Source organism: Streptomyces sp. NPDC058246, from assembly GCF_042881985.1.
In the GTDB taxonomy this organism is placed as follows: domain Bacteria; phylum Actinomycetota; class Actinomycetes; order Streptomycetales; family Streptomycetaceae; genus Streptomyces.
This window is the reverse complement of sequence record NZ_JBHVWZ010000005.1, coordinates 331,285-353,861: the sequence shown is the minus strand read 5'-3', so window position 1 is coordinate 353,861 and position 22,577 is coordinate 331,285. Positions and strand designations below refer to the sequence as shown.

The 22,577-nt window shown below is 70.7% G+C and carries 15 protein-coding genes; 11 read left to right on the top strand and 4 right to left on the bottom strand.

Going from position 1 to position 22,577, the window contains the following annotated elements; translation table 11 throughout:
- Window positions 1-165: 165 nt before the first annotated feature.
- On the bottom strand, window positions 166-426 hold the full coding sequence (locus tag ACFVXA_RS10600) for an antitoxin (protein ID WP_362017011.1): 261 nt from the start codon (window positions 424-426) through the stop codon (window positions 166-168).
- 24 nt (window positions 427-450) lie between these two features.
- Entirely contained in the window at window positions 451-708 is a 258-nt protein-coding gene (locus tag ACFVXA_RS10595; protein ID WP_362017013.1) for a hypothetical protein, read from the bottom strand.
- 183 nt (window positions 709-891) lie between these two features.
- On the opposite strand from ACFVXA_RS10595, the gene miaA reads away from it, so the two are divergent.
- From miaA to hflX, 6 genes are all read left to right on the top strand, one after another.
- Window positions 892-1,830, top strand: coding sequence for a tRNA (adenosine(37)-N6)-dimethylallyltransferase MiaA (gene miaA / locus ACFVXA_RS10590; RefSeq protein WP_390024626.1), 939 nt, complete (start codon window positions 892-894; stop codon window positions 1,828-1,830).
- A gap of 108 nt (window positions 1,831-1,938) precedes the next feature.
- Complete coding sequence (locus ACFVXA_RS10585) at window positions 1,939-2,502, top strand: hypothetical protein (RefSeq protein WP_362017603.1); 564 nt, start codon at window positions 1,939-1,941, stop codon at window positions 2,500-2,502.
- Window positions 2,503-2,734: 232 nt separating this feature from the next.
- The gene (gene dapF, locus ACFVXA_RS10580) at window positions 2,735-3,604 is read left to right on the top strand and encodes a diaminopimelate epimerase (protein WP_390024624.1); all 870 of its coding nucleotides are present in this window, start codon (window positions 2,735-2,737) and stop codon (window positions 3,602-3,604) included.
- A 689-nt stretch (window positions 3,605-4,293) separates the two neighbouring features.
- On the top strand, window positions 4,294-6,498 hold the full coding sequence (locus tag ACFVXA_RS10575; RefSeq protein ID WP_384024527.1) for a RelA/SpoT family protein: 2,205 nt from the start codon (window positions 4,294-4,296) through the stop codon (window positions 6,496-6,498).
- 272 nt (window positions 6,499-6,770) lie between these two features.
- Window positions 6,771-8,267: a M1 family metallopeptidase gene (locus ACFVXA_RS10570; protein ID WP_362017021.1), complete on the top strand. Its 1,497-nt coding sequence runs from the start codon at window positions 6,771-6,773 to the stop codon at window positions 8,265-8,267.
- A 225-nt stretch (window positions 8,268-8,492) separates the two neighbouring features.
- Window positions 8,493-9,995 (top strand): GTPase HflX, encoded by a 1,503-nt coding sequence (gene hflX / locus ACFVXA_RS10565; RefSeq protein ID WP_383906531.1) that lies wholly within the window; start codon window positions 8,493-8,495, stop codon window positions 9,993-9,995.
- Between the two features lie 115 nt (window positions 9,996-10,110).
- On the opposite strand, the gene ACFVXA_RS10560 is transcribed toward hflX, so the two are convergent.
- Together ACFVXA_RS10560 and ACFVXA_RS10555 are read right to left on the bottom strand one after the other, a co-directional pair.
- Window positions 10,111-11,295: a trypsin-like serine peptidase gene (locus ACFVXA_RS10560; protein WP_390024622.1), complete on the bottom strand. Its 1,185-nt coding sequence runs from the start codon at window positions 11,293-11,295 to the stop codon at window positions 10,111-10,113.
- 376 nt (window positions 11,296-11,671) lie between these two features.
- Entirely contained in the window at window positions 11,672-12,901 is a 1,230-nt protein-coding gene (locus tag ACFVXA_RS10555; RefSeq protein WP_362017028.1) for a hypothetical protein, read from the bottom strand.
- 407 nt (window positions 12,902-13,308) lie between these two features.
- Here ACFVXA_RS10555 and ACFVXA_RS10550 point away from each other — a divergent pair, with 407 nt between their 5' ends.
- The 5 genes from ACFVXA_RS10550 (at window position 13,309) to ACFVXA_RS10530 (ending at window position 22,236) form a co-directional block, all read left to right on the top strand.
- A complete protein-coding gene (locus ACFVXA_RS10550; RefSeq protein WP_390024620.1) occupies window positions 13,309-14,859 on the top strand; it encodes a diaminobutyrate--2-oxoglutarate transaminase family protein in 1,551 nt (516 codons plus the stop codon).
- Window positions 14,860-15,248: 389 nt separating this feature from the next.
- Window positions 15,249-17,222, top strand: coding sequence for an IucA/IucC family protein (locus tag ACFVXA_RS10545; protein WP_390024618.1), 1,974 nt, complete (start codon window positions 15,249-15,251; stop codon window positions 17,220-17,222).
- 39 nt (window positions 17,223-17,261) lie between these two features.
- Window positions 17,262-18,047, top strand: a complete 786-nt coding sequence (locus ACFVXA_RS10540) for a GNAT family N-acetyltransferase (RefSeq protein WP_383740379.1) — start codon at window positions 17,262-17,264, stop codon at window positions 18,045-18,047.
- Between the two features lie 57 nt (window positions 18,048-18,104).
- A complete protein-coding gene (locus ACFVXA_RS10535) occupies window positions 18,105-20,171 on the top strand; it encodes an IucA/IucC family protein (RefSeq protein WP_390024616.1) in 2,067 nt (688 codons plus the stop codon).
- Between the two features lie 88 nt (window positions 20,172-20,259).
- Window positions 20,260-22,236, top strand: coding sequence for an ATP-dependent DNA helicase (locus ACFVXA_RS10530; RefSeq protein WP_384024516.1), 1,977 nt, complete (start codon window positions 20,260-20,262; stop codon window positions 22,234-22,236).
- The last annotated feature ends 341 nt before the right edge of the window (window positions 22,237-22,577 follow it).

The window sequence follows — 22,577 nt, the reverse complement described above, 5'->3', positions numbered from 1 at the left end:
GCAGTGGTGGCCCTTGCCCTTTCAGAGGTTGCGCGCCGGGGTTGCACGGTCGTGAACGCGCTCCACGAGCGCGGACCGGGCCCCTGAGGTCGCGACGGCCGGGCCGGAACACGGCGGACGGCCGGGAGCCCTGGGTGCTCCGCGGCCGTCCGCCGTGCGCTGTGCTCAGGATGCCGGAGGCGGGGTGGGCATGTCCGGCGGAGGGGAGGCGCCGTCATCCTTGTGCGCGAGGCGGTCCATGGCGTCCTTCGCCTTGCCCGTGCCCGTCTGGATCTTGTCGCTGTACTTGTGCTTGGTCTTCTCGTCGACCACCTTCGCGGCCTTGTCGAGACCGTGACTCACCTTGTCCCCGTGCTGCTGCGCGAGGTCCGAGACCTTGTCCTTGGCAGGCGCCAGCTTGGCTTTCAAATTGTCCATGAGACGCATGGTTCGCCCTCCCTCACGGGACAGTTACTTGCGGGCGCCCTCGCCGGCGTCGCTGTCGGCGGCCTGCTCGGCGGTCTGCTGCTGGGGGATCTCGACGTCCTCCGCGGGGGTGGCCTCGGCGGTCTCCTCCGCCGTCGCCTCGCCCCCGGTCTCGGACGCGCCCTTCGCCTCTTCCGCCACCTCCGCCTCGGGCTCGGCCGTCAGTGTCTCGGCCTGTGCCTCGGCGGTTGACGCCTCCTCCGTAGCCTTCGACCTCCGGAGAAGTCGTGCAAAAACGCCCATATCCACTCCATACGTTACTCGTGAGGGCGAAATCCCGCGTCGCCCGGTGCGTCCCATTGCGTCGCCCGGGTCACCGGTCCTCGAAAACCGGCGGCTGGAACCTCGCAACAGGCAACGACCCCGGATCCGTGGCGTCACGTAGCTCGTTCGAGGAGAGGTCGTGACGTTTGCGAGACTGGGACGGTGAGTAGCGCACCCCCCGCCCCCCGGGTCATCGCCGTCGTCGGACCGACCGCGGCAGGAAAGTCCGATCTGGGCGTTTTCCTCGCCCAACGTCTCGGAGGCGAGGTCGTCAACGCCGACTCGATGCAGTTGTACCGAGGGATGGACATCGGTACCGCCAAGCTGACGCCCGAGGAGCGGGGCGGGATCCCGCACCACCTCCTGGACATCTGGGACGTCACGGTCGCGGCCAGCGTCGCCGAGTACCAGCGGCTCGCCCGCGCCCGTATCGACGCGCTGCTCGCCGAGGGCCGCTGGCCGATCCTGGTGGGCGGCTCCGGGCTGTACATCCGCGGGGCCGTCGACCACCTGGAGTTCCCCGGCACCGACCCCGAGGTACGGGCCCGCCTGGAGGAGGAACTCACCCTGCGCGGCCCCGGCGCGCTGCACGCCCGTCTGGCCGCGGCGGACCCCGAGGCCGCCCTCGCGATCCTGCCCAGCAACGGCCGCCGCATCGTCCGCGCCCTCGAGGTCATCGAGATCACCGGCCAGCCCTTCACCGCCAACCTCCCGGGCCACGACTCGGTCTACGACACCCTGCAGATCGGTGTCGACGTGGCGCGGCCCGAGCTCGACGAGCGCATCGCACGCAGGGTCGACCGGATGTGGGAGGTGGGACTCGTCGACGAAGTGCGCGCGCTGGAGGCGCGGGGCTTGCGGGAGGGGCGCACGGCGTCGCGCGCGCTCGGGTACCAGCAGGTGCTCGCGGCGCTCGCGGGGGAGTCCACCGAGGAAGAGGCGCGCGCGGAGACCGTGCGCGCCACCAAGCGCTTCGCGCGCCGTCAGGATTCGTGGTTCCGGCGCGACCCGCGGGTGCATTGGCTCAGTGGGGCTGCGGCGGATCTCACAGAACTCCCCGAGCTCGCACTGGCGTTGGTCGAACGACCGGTCACAGCCTGATCACGTCATGGCATCGGGACGCTCCGGCCGTCATCCGGGCCTCTGACGCCGTGCCATCATCGAGCTTCGATCGACCAGATGAAGTCCGAGTTGGGAGGGCGCGTGGCGATGGAGGCCGGCCCTCGCGACACCGCACGAGACACCGAGCACGATGCCGATCCGGACGGAGATCGTCCGGGCATCGCCCCGGATGGCGACCGCCTGGGCGTCGACCCGGACGGCGAGCCCCTGGGCATGGACCCGGACGGCGCCCGGCTGAGCTCCGACGGGCCCGAGGACACCCCGGGCGGGGTGACCGCCGACGGTCCCGAGCCCGGAGAGATGTCCCCGGGGCCCGAGGTCGAGGTCGAGCTGCGCCCGCAGCGTCGGCTGCGCATCTGGCAGCTCGCGCCCATCGTGACGCTGGCCGCGATCGGCTCCCTGATGTTCGCCTTCCCGCTGGCCTTCGAGTTCGGCGACGGCGGCGCGGTCGTCGCCATGCTCGGCCTGCTGATCTGCTCGTGCGCCGCGGGCTGGGGCATGATGGCCGCCCGCCGGGTCGGCTACACCTGGCCGGGCTTCCCGCAGCGTGGCTCGGGCCGTCGCCCTGACTGGCGGGTGGTGATCGCGTACGTCGTGGTCGTCGCGGCGGTGACGGTGCTCGCGGTGTGGCGCGTGGCGCGGCTGCGCTGACGACGCGGCGCCGGGCGGCTGCCCTCCTTGCTGTGGGGGCAGCGCCAGAGCCTCGCCGTAAGCCGGCGCGACGGTCCCTCTCCGTGGGTCAGCCCCACGAAGTGGCCCGGAGGCGGTGACTCAGGGCATGGACGGCCCGGTGTTCTGACGTCGCTGTGTGCCCTCTGCGTCCCGTGCTCTCTGACGCCGCCGCGTCGGCGGGAGTGTCGTACCGACCCCGTACGATCGAGGAATGAGCACGCGAATCGCCTTCCTCAAGGGCCACGGGACCGAGAACGACTTCGTGATCATCCCCGACCCGGAGAACGCCGTCGACCTGCCCCCGGCCGCCGTCGCCGCCCTGTGCGACCGCCGCGCGGGCATCGGCGGTGACGGACTGCTGCATGTCGTACGGTCCGCCGCGCACCCCGAGGCCCAGGAGATGGCGGCCGAGGCGGAGTGGTTCATGGACTACCGCAACGGCGACGGCTCGATCGCGGAGATGTGCGGCAACGGAGTGCGTGTGTTCGCGCGCTACCTCCAGCGTGCCGGTTATGTGGCCGAAGGGGACATCGCGGTCGCCACGCGCGGGGGCGTGAAGTCCATGCACATTGCCAAGGACGGAGACGTCACCGGCGCCATGGGCAAGGCGCTCTTCCCCGAAGGGGACGTCACGGTGAGCGTCGGCGAGCACAGCTGGCCCGCACGCAACGTGAACATGGGCAACCCGCACGCCGTCGCCTTCGTCGACGACCTCGCGCAGGCGGGCGACCTGCTCGCGCCGCCCCCGTTCACCCCGGCGTCGGCCTACCCGGACGGGGTCAACGTCGAGTTCGTGGTCGACCGCGGCCCGCGCCACGTCGCCCTGCGCGTCCACGAGCGCGGCGCCGGGGAGACCCGCTCGTGCGGCACGGGCGCGTGCGCCGTGGCCGTCGCCGCGGCCCGCCGCGACGGCGCCGACCCGGCCGTCACCGGGACCCCGGTGACGTACACCGTCGACGTACCCGGCGGACGCCTGCTGATCACCGAGCACCCGGACGGCGAGATCGAGATGACGGGCCCCGCGGTGATCGTCGCCGAGGGCGAGATCGACGCGGACTGGCTCGAAGCGGCACAGCGCTGAACCCCGGCGGGCTCGACAGCCGGGGACTGCTGAAGCATCCGTGGAGTTGAACCGCCGTTGGCCGCTGGTGCTCGTTGGCCGCTGGTGCTCGTTGGGCTCGACTGTCGCGTGGTGCGGAGCCTGTGCGGGTTTCGGCTGACGTTCGGTGCTGAGCCTGTGCGGGTTTCGGCTGTCGTCTGGTGCTGAGCCCGTGCGGGTTTCGGCCGTCGTTCGGTGCTGAGCCTTCGGGGGTCACGCCTGTCGGCAGCCTGGGGAAGGGCTCAGCCACACCGCAGCAAGAACTGACGCACGCTCAACAGCAGACAGTCGTACGCCACTGAGGCCCCCGAGGCCCGACAGTCGTACACCGCTGAGACTCCGTCAGGTCCGGCGCGCCCACCTTCACGGGCGCGACGCCGCGAACAGGCCCCCAAGTGGCCGACGTGGCGCCGCGGGAGGCCGATGCCCTGCATCGCCCAGCCCATGCGGACCGGCACCACGCCTCCCGCCTCTTCCAAAAGTTCGAAACCGTAAACCCCTGAACCTTCGCTCGAATGGGTGATCCGTTTCACGCTCGGCGAGAGGCGGTCAACCGGGCGTGGTGGGCTCGGTAGCATCAAGCACCGGTCCGGACGGGGGATCGACGCCATCCCCTGAGCCGTGTACGCCATGGGGCACCCGTCCGCCGGTCTACGCAGCCGGAGGTGCCCATGAGTGCGGAGGCGACGAATCCCGCGACGCCAGGCCCCGCAACGCCCTCCCCCAAGCTCTCGGCTTCGCTCGAGCAGGGGGTACCCCCATCGCACCGCAGGAAGAGCCGCCCCCGGATCGATCTGCGCCGGCTGGGCCGGGCCGCGCTGCTCGGCCCCGCGGCACGCGACCGGCTGCCCGACGCGATCGGCCACGTGGCCGAGGCCCACCGCGCCCACCACCCCGACGCGGACCTCGAGCCACTGCGCCGGGCGTACGTCCTGGCCGAGTCCTCGCACCGCGGCCAGATGCGCAAGAGCGGCGAGCCGTACATCACGCACCCGCTCGCGGTGACGCTGATCCTCGCCGAACTCGGTGCGGAGACCACGACATTGACCGCCTCCTTGCTTCACGACACCGTCGAGGACACGGAAGTGACGCTCGATCAGGTGCGAAAGGAGTTCGGCGACGAGGTCTGCTACCTGGTCGACGGCGTCACCAAGCTGGAGAAGGTCGACTACGGGGCCGCCGCCGAGCCCGAAACGTTCCGCAAGATGCTGGTGGCGACCGGCAACGACGTCCGCGTGATGTCGATCAAACTCGCGGACCGGCTGCACAATATGCGGACCCTCGGCGTCATGCGCCCCGAGAAACAGGCGCGTATCGCCAAGGTGACCCGGGACGTACTGATCCCGCTCGCCGAGCGGCTCGGCGTCCAGGCACTCAAGACCGAACTGGAAGACCTCGTCTTCGCGATCCTGCACCCGGAGGAGTACGAGCACACCAGGGAGCTGATCGCCGACAACGCGGCGCGCGCCGACGACCCGCTCGCGGAGATCGCCGAGGACGTGCGCACGGTCCTGCGCGACTCCGGGATCCAGGCCGAAGTCCTCATAAGGCCACGGCACTTCGTCTCCGTGCACCGCGTGTCACGCAAGCGTGGCCCCCTGCGCGGCGCCGACTTCGGACGGCTCCTGGTGCTGGTGAACGAGGACGCCGACTGCTACGGAGTCCTCGGCGAACTGCACACCTGTCTCACACCGGTGGTCTCGGAGTTCAAGGACTTCATCGCCGTCCCCAAGTTCAACCTGTACCAGTCGCTGCACACGGCCGTCGCACGCGGCGACGGTGAGGTCGCCGAAGTCCTCATCCGCACCCACCAGATGCACAAGGTCGCCGAGGCCGGGGTCATCGCACTCGGCAATCCCTACGCTGCTCCCTCGGAGGAGCAGACGGACGGCGACGGGGGGCGCGCTCTCGACGGTGCGCGCCCCTTCGATGGCGAGCGCGCCGACCCCACCCGCCCCGGCTGGCTCTCCCGGCTTCTCGACTGGCAGGAGGGCGCGCCGGATCCGGACACGTTCTGGTCCACGCTGCGCGAGGACCTCGCCCAGGACCGCGAGATCACCGTCTTCCGCGCCGACGGCGGCTCGTTGGGCCTCCCCGAGGGCGCCAGCTGCGTGGACGCGGCGTACGCGCAGTACGGCGAAGACGCGCACGCCTGCATCGGCGCACGGGTGAACGGCCGCCTGGCGACGCTGAGCACGGTTCTGCGGGACGGCGACACCGTCCAGCTCCTCATGGGGCAGGACCCCGCCTCCGAGCCCTCCAGAGAGTGGCTGGAGCATGCGCACACAGCCGCCGCGCGGATCGCCATCCAACGCTGGATCGCCGCCCACCCCTCACCCGGTGGCACCGAGCCCTCGGAGCCCCCCGAGGAGCCCGCCGCGACCCGCCGGCCGCCTGTCGACGCGCGCGCCGCACGGCCCGCCGCGAACGCCGTCGTCGACCAGCCCGGCGCGTCCGTACGGCTCGCGGGCTGCTGTACGCCCGTACCGCCCGACGAAGTGACCGGCTTCGTCGTGCGCGGGGGAGTGGTGACCGTGCACCGCGTGGAGTGCGCCGGAGTGGCGCGCATGAAGAACGGGGGGCGCGCGGAGGTCGGCGTGCGCTGGGGCGACTCCACCGAGTGCCGGGTCACGCTGATCGCCGAGTCCTTCGGGCGCCCGCACCTGCTCGCCGACCTCACCGAAGCCATCGCCATGGAGGGCGTCGCCATCGTCTCGGCGACCGTCGAGCCCCCCAGCCAGCAGCGGGTGCGCCACACCTACACGCTCCAACTCCCGGACGCGGCGCACCTTCCCGGACTGATGCGCGCGATGCGCAACGTGCCGGGGGTCTACGACGTGACCCGGGCGCAGCACCAGGCGACCGCGGCTCCCTAGGCGGACCCCGGAACACCGGCGACCGCGCCGCAGGCCCCCCAGCCCCTGAACAAGCCCCCAGCCTCTGAGCAGGCCCCCAGCCTCTGAGCAGGCCCCCAGCCTCTGAGCAGGCCCCCCAGCCCCTGAGCAGTCGCCAGGCCCTGAGCAAGCCCCCAAGCCCCTGAGCAGGCCCCCAGCCCCTTGTCGACCCGATGGTCTTCCCACCGACCCGTTCGGGTGGGCCGGGCGCGAGTCGTCGCCGCGGGACGGGTGCGCGCTGGTAGCGGTGGTCCATGCCGCTCATCCCCCGCTCCAGGACCCCCCGCCCCCGAACCCGCAGCGTCAGGGCCGCCCTGCTCGCCTCGGCCGTCTCCGTCTGTCTGATCGCCGCGAGCGCCCCCAACCCGGCCGCGCCCCTCGGGGTCGGCGACCGCCTCTTCCCGCACCTGGGCAACCCCGGATACGACGTCCAGTCGTACGACCTCGCCTTCACCTATCCCGGCACCAACAGCAAACCGCTCGCGGCCGTCACCACGATCAACGCCGTGACGTCCGCCCGGCTCGACCGCGTCAATCTCGACTACGCGCACGGGAAAGTGGGATCGGTCGAGGTCAACGGGGCGCCCGCGACGTTCTCGACCGCCGGGGAGGACCTGGTCGTGACGCCGGCGGCGCCGCTGCCGGCGGGCAGCTGGATGCGCATCACCGTGCACCACACCAGCGACCCGATCGCAGCCAAGGACCAGGAAGGCGGCTGGGTGCAGACCAAGGACGGCCTCGCGATGGCCAACCAGGCCGACGCCGGGCACCTGGTCTTCCCGTGCAACGACCACCCTTCCGACAAGGCCATGTTCACCATCCATGTCACCGCGCCCAACGGGTACACGGCCGTGGCCAACGGTCTGCCGGCCGGCGCGGACCGTGCCCGTCGGTCCACCACCTGGACGTACCGCACCAGGCACCCCATGGCCACCGAGCTGGCCCAGGTGTCCATCGGACGCTCCAGCGTGCTGCACAGGAGCGGGCCGCACGGGCTGCCCGTACGGGATGTCGTGCCCACCAAGGACCGCAAGACGCTGGAACCGTGGCTCAAGAAGACGCCCGACCAGATCGCCTGGATGGAGGGGAAGGTCGGCCCGTACCCCTTCGAGACCTACGGGCTGCTCATGGCCGAGGCGCAGACGGGCTTCGAGCTGGAGACCCAGACGCTCTCTCTCTTCGAGAGAGAGCTCTTCCTCGAGCCCGCGTACCCGAAGTGGTACGTCGAGTCGATCATGGTGCACGAGCTGTCGCACCAGTGGTTCGGCGACAGCGTCACCCCGCGCACCTGGTCCGACCTGTGGCTCAACGAGGGGCACGCCACCTGGTACGAGGCCCTGTACGCCGAGGAGAAGGCGAACAAGCCCATGGAGGCGCGCATGAAAGCGGCCTATCGGGCGTCCGACTCCTGGCGGGCCGCCGGAGGGCCGCCCGCGGCGCCCAAGGCACCCAAGGCCGGCCAGAAGATCAGCATCTTCCGGCCGAACGTCTACGACGGCGCGGCGCTCGTCCTGTACGCGCTGCGCGAGGAGATCGGGCGCCCCGCTTTCGAGCGCCTGGAGCGGACCTGGGTGAGCGCCCACCGCGACGGCGTCGCCTCGACGGCCGACTTCGAGGAACTCGCGTCCGCCGTCGCGGGTCGCGATCTGAGCGGGTTCTTCAAGGCGTGGCTGTACGGCGAGAAGACACCGCCCATGCCCGGACACTCGGACTGGAAGAGCGATCCCCCGAAGGCGCGCAAGGGCGTCTGAGGACGCGCCGCCTCGTTCATCGACGTCTGACCAGCGCGTAGAGGCGCTCCATAAGTCACGTGACGAGACGGGCCGTGCCGTGCGACCATCTTCGAGTCGGCGGCACGGCCCCTCTGGGGGTTGGCCCGGCGGAAACCGGGAATCTCCCGGAAGCCTCGGACGTTGTTCCGTGTGACAGGCGACATCCGTCGCCGCACAGCTGTTCCCCATCGACGTAAGGATCCAATGACCTCCTCTTCTTCCCCTTCCCAGGACGCGCAGAGCTTCGCGCAGAACTACCCCGAAGGTCTTCGGGCCGATGCCCTGATGGAAGAGGACGTCGCCTGGAGCCACGGGATCGACGGAGAGCGGGACGGCGATCAGTTCGACCGCTCCGAGCGCGCGGCCCTGCGCCGTGTGGTCGGCCTCTCCACCGAGCTCGAGGACGTCACCGAGGTCGAGTACCGACAGCTGCGCCTGGAGCGCGTGGTGCTCGTCGGTGTGTGGACCTCGGGAACCATTCAGGACGCCGAGAACTCGCTCGCCGAGCTGGCGGCCCTCGCGGAGACCGCGGGCGCACTCGTCCTCGACGGCGTCGTCCAGCGTCGCGACAAGCCCGACGCGGCCACGTACATCGGATCCGGCAAGGCCAATGAGCTGCGGGACATCGTCCTGGAGACCGGTGCCGACACCGTGATCTGCGACGGTGAGCTGAGCCCCGGCCAGCTGATCCACCTCGAAGACGTCGTCAAGGTCAAGGTCATCGACCGTACGGCCCTGATCCTCGACATCTTCGCCCAGCACGCCAAGTCCCGAGAGGGCAAGGCGCAGGTCGCGCTCGCGCAGATGCAGTACATGCTGCCGAGGCTGCGAGGCTGGGGTCAGTCGCTGTCCCGTCAGATGGGCGGCGGCAAGGGCGGCGGCCTCGCCACCCGTGGTCCCGGTGAGACCAAGATCGAGACGGACCGGCGCCGTATCCGCGAGAAGATGGCGAAGATGCGCCGGGAGATCGCGGACATGAAGACCGGCCGCGAGCTCAAGCGCCAGGAGCGCCGACGCAACAAGGTGCCTTCTGTCGCCATCGCCGGGTACACCAACGCGGGCAAGTCCTCCCTGCTCAACCGCCTCACGGGCGCGGGCGTGCTCGTGGAGAACGCACTGTTCGCGACCCTCGACCCGACCGTGCGCCGGGCCGAGACCCCGAGCGGGCGGCTGTACACGCTGGCCGACACGGTCGGTTTTGTACGGCACCTGCCGCATCACCTGGTCGAGGCGTTCCGCTCCACCATGGAGGAGGTCGGCAACTCCGACCTGATCCTGCACGTGGTGGACGGTTCGCACCCCGCGCCGGAGGAGCAGCTGGCCGCCGTGCGCGAGGTGATCAGGGACGTCGGCGCTACGCACGTCCCCGAGATCGTCGTGATCAACAAGGCGGACGCGGCCGACCCGCTGGTGCTCCAGCGCCTGATGCGGATCGAGAAGCGCTCCATCGCGATCTCGGCTCGTACGGGCCGGGGCATCGCCGAGCTGCTCGCGCTCATCGACAACGAGCTGCCGCGCCCCTCCGTCGAGATCGAGGCGCTCGTGCCGTACACGCACGGCAAGCTGGTCGCCCGCGCCCACACCGAGGGCGAGGTGATCTCCGAGGAGCACACCCCGGAGGGCACGCTGCTCAAGGTGCGGGTGCACGAGGAGCTCGCGGCGGATCTGACGCCGTACGTTCCGGAACCGGCACCGGCGCTCCGGTAGTGACATACGCCCGCCCGTCGTAGGCGTACGGGCGTGAAGGCCTGGCACGGGCCGCACGAAGGCCCGCCCTTTTCTCAAGGGGCGGGCCTTCGTCATGCCCACGCGCGGACAGTGCCTACCGGCCGCCGTACTCCTTGCTCATGTTGTTGTAGAGCGCCTCGGCGCCCCTGCCCAGCTGCGGTCCCGCCAGCCAGGTGTTGCCGGACGGGCCGATCGACGTGTTCGAGACGAGCTTCGTCTCGCCGCCGACGACGCGGAACCAGCCGCCGCCGGACGAACCGCCGGTCATGGTGCACCCGATGCGGTACATCGTCGGCAGGGTCGGGTCCAGCGAGAGACGGCCCGGCTTGTCGACGCACTGGAACATGTTCAGACCGTTGTACGGCGGTGCGGCCGGGTAGCCCCAGGCGCCCATCGCGCTGATGTCCTGGGCGGACGGCGCGGAGAAATCGACGTCCAGCGCGTTGCCGACCGTCTCCTCGAGCGACTTGGAGCCCTGCTCCGGCTTCACGTGCAGCACGGCGTAGTCGTACGGAGCGCCCGCGCCGCCCGTCTCGTCGCCGCCCGAGATCCACTCGTTCGAGCTGGCGGCCCAGTCCGCCCACCACTGGCCGTAGGGAGCGATCTCCGACGCCGTGGCGTTGCCCAGCTCGGACTCGGACTTGCCCTGGTCGTTGTAGGAGGGCACGAAGGCGATGTTGCGATACCAGCCGCCGCTGCCGCCGGCATGCACGCAGTGGCCCGCGGTCCATACGAGGTTGGACTTGCCCGGGTGGTTCACGTCCTTGACCACCGTGCCCGAGCAGACCATCGAGCCCTCGGGGGAGTCGAAGAAGACCTTGCCGACCGGTGCGGCGTAGTCGTGATACGGGGTCTTCTCGGCCTTGGCCTCTACCGGCGCGGGCTCCGGGTCACTGATGCCCTGGTCGGCGGCCGCGTCCTTCGCCGAGATCGTCTTGTCCGGCTCCTTGGCGGACTTCATCCGCTCGGGCTTCCACAGGCCCGCGATCACCGGATTGACGAAGTCCTTGGCCTCACTGAGCCACTTGTCCTTGTCCCAGTTCTTCCAGCCGCCCTTCTGCCACTGGTCGACATCGATGCCGTGCTGCTTGAGCTTGTGCTTGATGTCGTCCGGGATCTTGATCTTGTTGTCGCCGTCGTGTGAGCTCTGCGACGAGGAGGCGGTGGAATCGCCGCTCGCTTTGTCGTCGCCCGAGTCGCAGGCGGTGGCGGTCAGTGTGAGGACCGCGGTCAGGCCGGTGGCGGCGACGAAGGCGCGCCGCCTTCTTGAGGAACGCATAGTGCTGTGACCCCCGTTGGAACCTTGCATTTATGTCATGTGCCCGTCAGGCGTGGAGTGTGCGCCTCTCCGCGGAACCGCCCGGCCGCGACACCCCACTGTGCCTGCGTGGTTGCGTGATGGGGGACGAACGGCGGTGGGCCGGTGAAGGTTCCTGAGCGCGGGCTCTCTGCGCCCAGACGCCGTGCGCGCCGGTTTCCCGAGCAGATCTCACCGTATGCGCGCCGGCTTCCCGAGCAGGCCTCACCTGTGCGCCCGCTTCCCGAGCAGGCCCATCGCCGTCCGTCCGTACCCTGTTACGTCGTTACGTCGTTACGTCGTTACGTCGTTACGTCGTACGCGTCTACGTCCTGACGTCGTACGCGTCACTGCCCGGTCACTGACCGGCGAACTTCTTGCTCACCGAGTCGTACACACCCTTGGCCACGCCACCCAGACGCGGGCCCGCGAGCCAGCCGAACTTGACCGGCCCGATTGAGGTGTTGGACACCAGAGCGGGCTTGCCGTCCGAGCCAGTGGCCACCCAGCCACCGCCGGACGAACCGCCGGTCATGGTGCACCCGATGCGGTACATGGTGGGGTCGGACTGCGCGACCGACAACCGTCCCGGCTTGTCCGTGCACTGGAACAGCTTCTGGCCGTCGAAGGGCGCCGCGGCCGGGTAGCCCGTCGCCGTGATGCTCGACACCTTCGGCACGGCCGGTGCGTTGAAGTTCACCGGGAGGGCCGAACCGACCGTCTCCTCCAGGGACTTGCCGTTGCCGCCCTTCTCCGGGGTCACGTGCAGCACCGCGAAGTCGTACGGGGCTCCCTGGCCGCCCGTGGAGCCGCCCTGCTCGATCCACTGGTCAGAGGTCTGCGCCCAGTCGCTCCACCAGACACCGTACGGAGCGACCTCCTGACGGGTGGCCTTCTCCAGCTGGGCGGCCGTCTTGCCGGAGTCGTTGTACGAGGGCACGAAGGCGATGTTGCGGTACCAGCCGCCCTTCTTGCCGGCGTGTACACAGTGGCCCGCCGTCCACACGAGGTTGGACTTGCCCGGGTGTGCCGGGTCCTCGACCACCGTCGCCGAGCAGACCATGGTGCCCTCGGGGGAGTCGAAGAACACCTTGCCGGCCTCGGGCACCTTGTCGTGGTACGCGGTCTGCACGGCCTGCGCGGTCACGGGGGCCGGGTCCGGGTCGGTGACGCCCTGGTCACCGGAGAGGTCGTTGTCGTCGACGCCCTTGTTCTTGTCCGGGTCGTCGGCGCCGCGCATCCGGTCCGGGTCCCACAGCCCCTTGATGATCGGGTTGATGTAATCGTCGGCCTCGCGCAGCCAGTCGTCCTTGTCCCAGTTCTTCCAGGCGCCGTTCTTCCACTTGTCGATGTCGATGCCGTGCTGCTTGAGCTTGTTCTTGATGTCGTTCGGAATCTTGATCTTGTCGTCGCCGCTCTGGGTGGCCGACGCGGTGGCCTCGCCACTCGCCTTTTCGTCGCCCGAGTTGCAGGCGGTGGCGGTCAGCGCGAGGGCCGCGGTGAGGCCGACGGCGGCCAGCACGGGGGACGTTCTGCGGCGCGCGCTCCTCCCTCGACGAGCGGCGAAGGGCGGGCGTATGGATCGCATGGTGTAACTCCCCCTGGGCGTATGGGAACTGTGTGCTGCGGGTGGTGCGGTGTCTGCGCGTTCGTACGCGTTTCCTACGCGTTCCTAGGCGTTTGTGCGCCGTCGGAACGTGCAGCCTTGTACGGATGCGCCGAGCCGAACTCCCGTGGTGCGGCACCGCGGGCGCCGGTCGGCGCTGATCAGCCGGTGCGTCCGAGCGGTTCCTCCGGCACGGCTGAACGGCATCAAAGACTATGCGGTCGCTGTGGGGGACAGCCGACGGAACGGCAACGGTTCCGTCACGGCAAGGATCTTCGACTCACCCGCTTCCCCGCGCGCGCGGCGTCGTTGGTACGTACGGGGGGCCTGCTGCCTGCGTTCAGAGCCCCCTGCCAACTCGCCTCGGGACAGCGGGAGGATCTGTAGTCGTGGCCGTGACCGAGTCTGCGGTGGTGCCGGTGGGGGCGCCCGGGGGTGCCGAGGGAGCGCGGGGGAGTGACGAGGGAGCGCGGGAGGGCGCGTCCGGAGCGCCCGAGGGGGCGCGCGCGGCGCACGAGGGGATTCTGCGGCGCCAGTCGGCGCGCGAGTCGGCAGCACGCACCTATGCGCGGGCCCTTCCGATCGTTCCCGTGCGGGCGCGCGGGCTGACGATCGAAGGCGCCGACGGGCGCCGCTATCTCGACTGCCTTTCGGGCGCCGGGACTTTGGCCCTCGGACACAACCATCCAGTGGTCCTGGAGGCGATCAGAAAGGTCCTCGACTCGGGGGCGCCCCTGCATGTCCTGGACCTCGCCACGCCAGTGAAGGACGCCTTCACCACCGAGTTGTTCCGCACGCTGCCGCCGGAGTTCGCCGCCCGCGCGCGGGTCCAGTTCTGCGGACCCGCCGGGACGGACGCCGTCGAGGCCGCGTTCAAGCTGGTGCGCGCGGCGACCGGGCGTACGGGGCTGCTCGCGTTCACCGGCGCGTACCACGGGATGACCGCCGGGGCGCTGGAAGCATCCGGGGGCGCGACGCAGGTGCGCGTCGCGCGCCTCCCCTATCCGCAGGACTACCGCTGTCCGTTCGGTGTCGGCGGCGCCCGGGGCGCCGAACTCGCCGCGCACTGGACCGAGTCGGTCCTCGACGACGGCAAATCGGGCGTGCCGCACCCCGCTGGGATGATCCTCGAACCCGTCCAGGGCGAGGGCGGCGTGATTCCCGCCCCCGATGCCTGGATGCGCAGGATGCGCGAGATCACGGCGGCACGGGACATCCCCCTGATCGCGGACGAGGTCCAGACCGGGGTCGGCCGGACCGGCGCCTTCTGGGCCGTGGAACACAGCGGCATCACACCGGACGTGATGGTCCTTTCCAAGGCCATCGGCGGCAGCCTGCCCCTGGCCGTGGTCGTCTACCGCGACGACCTCGACGTCTGGGAACCCGGCGCCCACGCGGGCACGTTCCGCGGCAACCAACTCGCCATGGCCGCGGGCACCGCGACCCTCGCATTCGTCCGAGAGAACCGTCTCGCCGAGCGCGCCGGAACCCTGGGCGCCCGCATGCTGGCCCAACTCCGCACACTCGCCGACGCGTTCCCCTGCATCGGCGACGTACGCGGCCGGGGCCTGATGATCGGTGTCGAACTCGTCGACCTCGAAGCGACCCCGCATCCCGCGCCCGACAGCCCCCCACCCGCCGCCCCCGAACTCGCCACCGCCGTCCAACGCGAGTGCCTCCGCCGGGGCTTGATCGTCGAACTGGGCGGCCGCCATGCCAGCGTGGTGCGCCTTCTCCCCCCTCTGACCATCACCGACGAACAGGCGACCGCGGTGCTCGACCGGCTCGCGGACGCGGTAGCGGCGGTGGCGGCCGGAGACCGGGGGAGCGGCGGAGGCCGGGCTCGTGGTGCCGAGGGCGAAAGCAGAGAAGGCGGGCAGCGTGGCGGGGGTGGGCCCCGCGGTGACGTACCCCGGCCGGGGCGCGGCCGGACGCCGTAGTGCCGCGATCGCCGGGCGACCACGCAGTGATCGAGGAGCGTCGGTCGGTGCGACGACCGCGGTGGGCGTCGTACGACGCCGGAGCTGCGGGACCGCACTCGCGCTCAGGCGGCACAGCCCGACCCGAGGCGCCCCGCCTGGACACGCGTTCGTCTCCCCGGCAGTCCAGATCCCTCATCGCGACCTCCACCCACCCGCTCGACCCGAACCACTACTTCCACCCACACCCGAACCACCCCTTCCACCTCCACTCAAACCACTCCTTCCACCCTCACGCGAACCACTACTTCCACCCCCACCGAACCAACCAGGAACGCCAAAGCCCCACGCACGCCAGTACCGCCCCGGTTCGTCGCCGCACGAGCCCGAACGCCCCCCAAGGAACCCTCGTGAACGCCAGCCCCGTACCCGACGGCCGTCCCCACACCCATGAGCGAGCGGCCGGCGGCACGCAGACCCCGTTCGTGACGGGGGTCGAATCGGTCCCCCGGCAGAAGGAAGGGGTCCGGGTGTCCGAGCGGCTGCGCGGCGCCACCGCCGACCTGCTGGAGCATCCCGACGCACAGACCGCGGCCCAGGCGGCGGCCGTCGAGAACCTGCTGCGCTGCTGGGTACGGGAGAACAACCTGCCCGCCCCCGACGACGGCACCCTCCGCATCCCCCTCCCCGCCAGCGGCACGACCCTCGTGGCCCCCGTCCACTACTGGTCCTCCTCCGGCTGGCACCGCTTCGGCCTCCCCTACCTCGCCGACGCCCCGGACGAGGCACCGCCCGCCGACGCGGTCACGGTGGCGGCACTGCTCGCGCGGCAAGCGGCGACCGGACCATCGGCAGCCACGGCTGTGGACCCGGCGGCCACGACCATTGCCCCGCAGGCGTCGCACAGCCCGGCCGGTGAGGGTGCCGACCTCGTCGGGCGCGTCGCCGACTCCGTGCGGCGCACCGCCGTATTCATCCGCCACCGGAGAGAACACTCCGCCGACGAGCCCGACCTCTTTCTCACCGCCGAACAGTCGCTCCTGCTCGGGCACCCGCTGCACCCCACACCGAAGGGCCGGGAGGGGCTCTCCGAGGCCGAAGCCCGCCTGTACTCACCCGAGTTGCGCGGCTCCTTCCCCCTGCACTGGATGGCGGTCGCCCCCTCGGTGCTGGCGGCCGACTCGGCATGGACGGAGCGCGGCCGTCTCGTCCCGGCGGAGCAACTGACCACGCGGCTGGCCGGCGCGGGGTTGTCGTTGCCCGACGGATACGCCACCCTGCCGCTGCACCCCTGGCAGATGCGCGAGGTCCGGCACCGTCGCGATACCGCGGCCCTGCTGGACGCCGGGCTGCTCCAGGACCTCGGCCCGCAGGGCTCTCCATGGCACCCCACCTCCTCGGTCCGCACCGTCTACCGCTCCGGCGCTCCCGCGATGCTGAAGCTGTCGCTGGGCCTGCGCATCACCAACTCCCGTCGTGAGAACCTCCGCAAGGAACTTCACCGCGGTGTGGAGGTCCATCGTCTGCTGCGCGGCGGCCTGTTCAAGCAGTGGCAGGCAGCCCACCCGGGCTTCGACATCGTCCGCGACCCTGCCTGGCTAGCCGTCAACGGCTCGGACGGCAGCCCGCTGGCCGGGCTCGACGTGATGATCCGGCACAACCCGTTCGGCCCGACGGACGACGTCGGCTGCGTCGCGGGACTGGTCTCGCCGCGGCCGCACGCCCAGCCCGGCGCGGAGAATCCGGTACAGGGGCGGCCCCTTATGCGGTCCCGGCTCACCGAGATCGTCACGCGCCTCGCCGGACACACCGGCCGCCCGCGCGGCGCCGTCGCCACCGAGTGGTTCCTGCGCTATCTGGAGCAGGTCGTACGCCCCGTGCTGTGGCTGGACAGCGAGGCGGGCATCGCGCTGGAAGCCCACCAGCAGAACACCCTGCTCCTGCTGGATCCCGAGGGTTGGCCCAAGGGGGCCCGGTACCGGGACAACCAGGGCTACTACTTCCGCGAGTCACGGCGCGCGGAACTCGACGCCCGGCTGCCCGGCATCGGCGAACAGAGTGACACGTTCGTCTCGGACGAGGTCACCGACGAACGCTTCGCCTACTACCTCGCCATCAACAACGTGCTCGGGCTCGTCGGCGCGTTCGGCTCCCAACGCCTCGCCGACGAACAACTGCTGATCGCCGCCTTCCGCCGCTTCCTCGCCGACGTGGCCACCGGCCCGGCTCGGTTGCGTACGCCCCTGCCCGCCCATCTGCTCGACTCACCCGTCCTGCGCTGCAAGGCCAACCTCCTCACCCGGCTGCACGGCCTCGACGAACTCGTCGGACCCGTCGACACCCAGTCCGTCTACGTCACCATCGCCAACCCCCTTCATTCCTGAGGAACATGACCCACCCCGTCTCCTGAGAGGAGCGTCGCCGTGCCTCCCACCGATGCGAGCACCGACGCCGGTACCGCCCCCACCTCCGAACTCGGCACCGACTCGGGGCCCCGTCCGGGTCCCGCTTCTGGCCCCGGTTCGGGCTCCGGTGCGAGCACGGACAGCGAGGACACCCTCGACCTGCGCCTCCCCGAAGAGCTGATCGCGCTCTTCGCCGAGGAAGCCGAGGCACCGGGCAGGGGGCCGGCCGCCGACGACCTGCTCGACCGAGTCGGCGGCTGGGGGCCGACCACCACGGCCGTGGGGGTCTTCCACCTGGTGCCCGTGCGCATCGCACGCGATCTCCCGCTGATCACCCGCTGGATGAACGACCCCACCGTCGCGGAATTCTGGGGACTGGCGGGGCCCGAGTCCGTGGCGGAGGAGCATCTGCGCCGCCAACTCGACGGGGACGGACGCAGCGTTCCTTGCCTCGGAGTGCTGGACGGCACGCCGATGAGTTACTGGGAGATCTACCGCGCGGACCTCGATCTCCTGGCTCGGCACTACCCCGCCCGACCGCACGACACCGGAATTCACCTCCTCATCGGCGGTGTCGCCGACCGTGGGCGAGGTCTCGGCTCCACTCTGCTCAGAGCCGTCGCCGACCACGTACTGGACCAGCGCCCCTCATGCGCTCGTGTCGTCGCTGAACCCGACCTGCGCAACACCCCCTCCGTATCCGCCTTCCTGAGCGCCGGCTTCCGGTTCTCCGCCGAGGTCGATCTGCCCGACAAACGGGCAGCCCTCATGGTCCGAGACCGGGCCCTGCGCGATCTGTTGTAGCGCCATCACTTTTAGTACACCGCTCGCCTCGATCCGGTTCCCTGCCGAGGAGTCCCCGTGCCGAATTCGTCCCCCACCCCGGCCTCCGAACCGCTGCCCACCCTGTACGACCCTCCTGAGCTGCGGAAAGAACGGTGGGAGCAGGCCGGACGGCGCCTGCTCGCCAAGATGATCGGCGAGTTCGCGTACGAGGGGATCATCCAGCCGGAGCCGGAGCCGGAGCCGGAGCCGGAGCCGGAGCCGGAGCCGGAGCCGGAGCCGGAGCGGACGCCGGTCGCGCCCTCCGCCCTGTCCCCGGGCTCCGCCCTGTCCCCGGCATCGGTCCCGTCCGCCACATCGGCCCCATCCGCGCCCTCAGCCCTGTCCCCGGCCTCTGCGCCTCCCGCCGTCCCGGCCCCCGCCGTCCCGGCCCCAGAGCAGCAACCCGCCCCGGCCGACAGCCGCCGCGCCCACGCCTCGCAAGCCCTCCGGCCCTACACCCTCCGTCTCGATGCCGGCGGCAGCCTGTCCTTCCGCGCGCGTCGGACCGCGTACGACAGTTGGCGCGTGGACCCCGATTCGCTCACCCTCGCGGAGGGAGGGGCGGAGCCCCGATCCTTCACCGACCCGGTCGGCTTCCTCACGCGTGCGCGCGGCACGCTGGGGCTCGACGGATCGACGCTCGGCCATGCCATCCGAGAGTTGAGCACCACGCTCGCCGCGGACACGCGCATCGACCACAATGCCTGGGCGGCGGAGGAGCTCGCAGACCTGGGATACGCGGAGCTGGAGGGCCACCAGACCGGGCACCCCTGGATCGTGCTCAACAAGGGCCGCCTCGGCTTCTCCGCGCGAGACGCCGCCGACTGGGCGCCCGAGGGCCGCCGAGCGATGCCCCTTCCGTGGATCGCGGTACACACCACGCTCGCCACCTACCGAGGCGTCGCCACCCTCGACACCGCGGAACGCCTCTACGCGCGCGAACTCGCCCCTGACACAAGGGAGTCCTTCGACGCGGTGCTGCGCGCGCGGGGGCTCGCGCCGGAGTCGTACCTCTATCTGCCCGTGCACCCCTGGCAGTGGGACGACGTCGTGCTCCCTCTCTTCGCATCCCATGTCGCCGCGGACGCGATCGTGCCGCTGCACTCGGACGGTGATCTGCGTCTGCCCCAGCAGTCGATCCGTAGCTTCGTCAATGTCTCGCGCCCGGACCGGCACACCCTGAAGCTGCCGCTGTCGGTCCTCAACACCCTGGTGTGGCGCGGCCTTCCGACGGAACGGACGCTCGCTGCTCCCGCGGTCACGGCCTGGATGCACGGCCTGCGCGACGCCGATCCGTTCCTGCGCGACACCTGCGGGGTGATCCTGCTCGGCGAGGTCGCCTCGGTGACCGTGGGACATCCGGTCTACGACGCCCTCCCCGAAGTGCCCTATCAGTACAAGGAGCTGCTCGGAGCGATCTGGCGCGAGCCGGTCTCCCGCCACCTGGCTCCGGGTGAACGCGCCCGCACCCTGGCCGCGCTTCTGTACACCGACCCGGAGGGCCGTACCTTCACGGCGCAGCTGGTCGCGCGCTCGGGGCTGGCTCCGAGGGTCTGGTTGCGTCGTCTCTTCGCAGCGCTCCTGCCGCCGCTGCTGCACTGCCTTTACCGGTACGGCACTGTGTTCAGCCCACACGGAGAGAACGCGATCGTTGTCTTCGACGACCATGACGTACCCGTCCGTCTCGCGGTGAAGGACTTCGTGGACGACGTCAATGTGAGCGCGGAGCCCCTGCCCGAGCATGCCTCCATGCCGGACGAGGTGCGGCGGGTGCTGCTCACCGAGCCGCCCGCCTTCCTGACCCAGTTCATCCATTCCGGGCTCTTCGTAGGGGTGTTCCGCTATCTCGCACCCCTCTGCGAGGAGCAACTGGGGGTTCCGGAGGATGAGTTCTGGTCCCTCGTACGAGCGGAGATCATCCGCCACCAGACGCGCTTCCCCGAGCTCAAGGAGCGTTACGAGATGTTCGACCTGCTCACTCCCCGTATCGAGCGCCTGTGTCTGAACCGCAACAGGCTGCATCTGGACGGCTACCGTGACCGCCCCGAGCGCCCGCACGCCGCCGTGCACGGCACCGTGCCGAACCCTCTCCACCAGCCGTGATCACGCTTCCCGTGCCCGTCTTGATCACGTCCGTCGTCGCCACCTTGATCGCCCGATTGTCAGTGGCGCCCCGTAGGGTGGCAGAGCTATGACACAGCCCTCACTCCCCGAACTCCTGCATGCTGCCGTCACCGCCGTCGGCGGCACGGAGCGCCCTGGCCAGGCGACCATGGCCGAAGCCGTCGCGGGCGCCATCGACGACAGCTCCCACCTGCTGGTCCAGGCGGGCACCGGCACCGGAAAGTCGCTCGGCTACCTGGTGCCCGCGCTCGCGCACGGGGAGCGCGTGGTCGTGGCGACCGCCACCCTGGCGTTGCAGCGCCAGCTCGTGGAGCGTGACCTCCCGCGCACGGTCGACGCGCTGCATCCGTTGCTGCGCCGCCGCCCCGAGTTCGCGATGCTCAAGGGCCGGTCGAACTATCTGTGTCTGCACCGCCTGCACGAGGGTGTGCCGCAGGAAGAGGAGGAGGGCCTCTTCGACCAGTTCGAGGCGGCCGCGCCCACCAGCAAGCTGGGTCAGGATCTGCTGCGGCTGCGCGAGTGGTCGGACGAGACCGAGACCGGTGACCGCGACGATCTCACGCCCGGCGTCTCCGACCGCGCCTGGGGCCAGGTGTCCGTGTCGTCCCGGGAGTGCCTCGGCGCCACGAAATGCGCCTACGGAGCGGAGTGCTTCGCCGAGATGGCCCGCGAGCGCGCCAAGCTCGCCGAGGTCGTCGTCACCAACCACGCGCTGCTCGCGATCGACGCCATCGAGGGCGCGCCGGTCCTCCCGCAGCACGAGGTGCTGATCGTCGACGAGGCCCATGAGCTGGTCTCCCGGGTCACCGGCGTGGCGACCGGCGAGCTCACCCCCGGGCAGGTCAACCGCGCCGTCCGGCGCGCCGCGAAGCTGGTCAACGAGAAGGCCGCCGACCAGCTCCAGACCGCCGCCGAGGGGTTCGAGCGGCTCATGGAGCTGGCGCTGCCGGGCCGCCTGGAGGAGATCCCCGAGGACCTCGGGTACGCCCTCATGGCACTGCGTGACGCCGCCCGTACGGTGATCTCGGCACTCGGCTCCACGCGCGACAAGTCCGTCCAGGACGAGGACGCGGTGCGCAAGCAGGCCCTGGCCTCCGTGGAGTCCGTGCACGACGTGGCGGAGCGCATCACGAACGGCTCCGAGTGGGACGTCGTCTGGTACGAGCGACACGACCGCTTCGGCGCTTCGCTCCGGGTGGCTCCGATGAACGTGTCCGGGCTGCTCAGGGAGAAGCTCTTCACCGACCGCTCCGTCGTCCTGACCTCCGCGACGCTCAAGCTCGGCGGCGACTTCAATGGCGTGGGAGCGTCGCTGGGGCTCGCCCCGGAGGGCACGGAGGGGGAGGATCTTCCCCAGTGGAAGGGCATCGACGTCGGCTCGCCCTTCGACTACCCCAAGCAGGGCATTCTTTATGTGGCCAAGCATCTGTCGCGGCCGGCCCGGGACGGCGACCGCGCGGACATGATGGACGAACTCACCGATCTGATCCAGTCCGCGGGTGGTCGCACGCTCGGCCTGTTCTCCTCGATGCGGGGCGCCCAACTCGCCGCCGAGGAGCTGCGCTCGCGCATCCCCGAGTACCCGATCCTGCTGCAGGGCGAGGAGACGCTCGGCGAGCTGATCAAGAACTTCGCGGCCGACCCGAAGACCTGCCTCTTCGGCACACTGTCGCTCTGGCAGGGCGTGGACGTCCCGGGCCCCAGCTGTCAGCTGGTCGTCATGGACAAGATCCCCTTCCCGCGCCCCGACGACCCGCTGATGAGCGCCCGCCAGAAGGCGGTCGAGGACAACGGCGGCAATGGCTTCATGGCGGTCGCCGCCACCCACGCCGCACTGCTCATGGCCCAGGGGGCCGGCCGGCTCGTACGAGCGTCGGGGGACCGGGGTGTCGTCGCCGTGCTGGACCAGCGGCTGGCCACGGCCCGCTACGGCAGCTACCTGAAGGCATCACTGCCCAACTTCTGGTACACGACGGACCGCAACCAGGTCCGCAGGTCGCTCGCGGCGATCGATGAGGCGGCGCGGAAGACGGAGGACGCGTAGCGCCTGGGCGGCGCGTTGTCCCGCGCCGCCGCGGGCCCGGGCCCGGCATCCCCGCCGGGGAGGGGGCGGTCGCCCCGACGGCGAGTTCTCCCACGCCGGGAGGACCCGTTGTTCACCACTGCCCCGGGTGCCATCTGGCTTCATCACCGCCCTATGGGCCCCGGCACCCCGCCGCTCAGAGGCTCGCTGGGCCCAGGAAGGGCTGTGCCTAGCAATGACGTTTTCGCCCCCGCCGCCCCTACCCATCCCGTACCTGGGGGCTCCGCCCCCAGCCCCCCAACCCCCAGAGCTCGAGCTACCTGGCGTCTGGGCACCGATCCGCGCAGAAGCTCGCTGCGCCG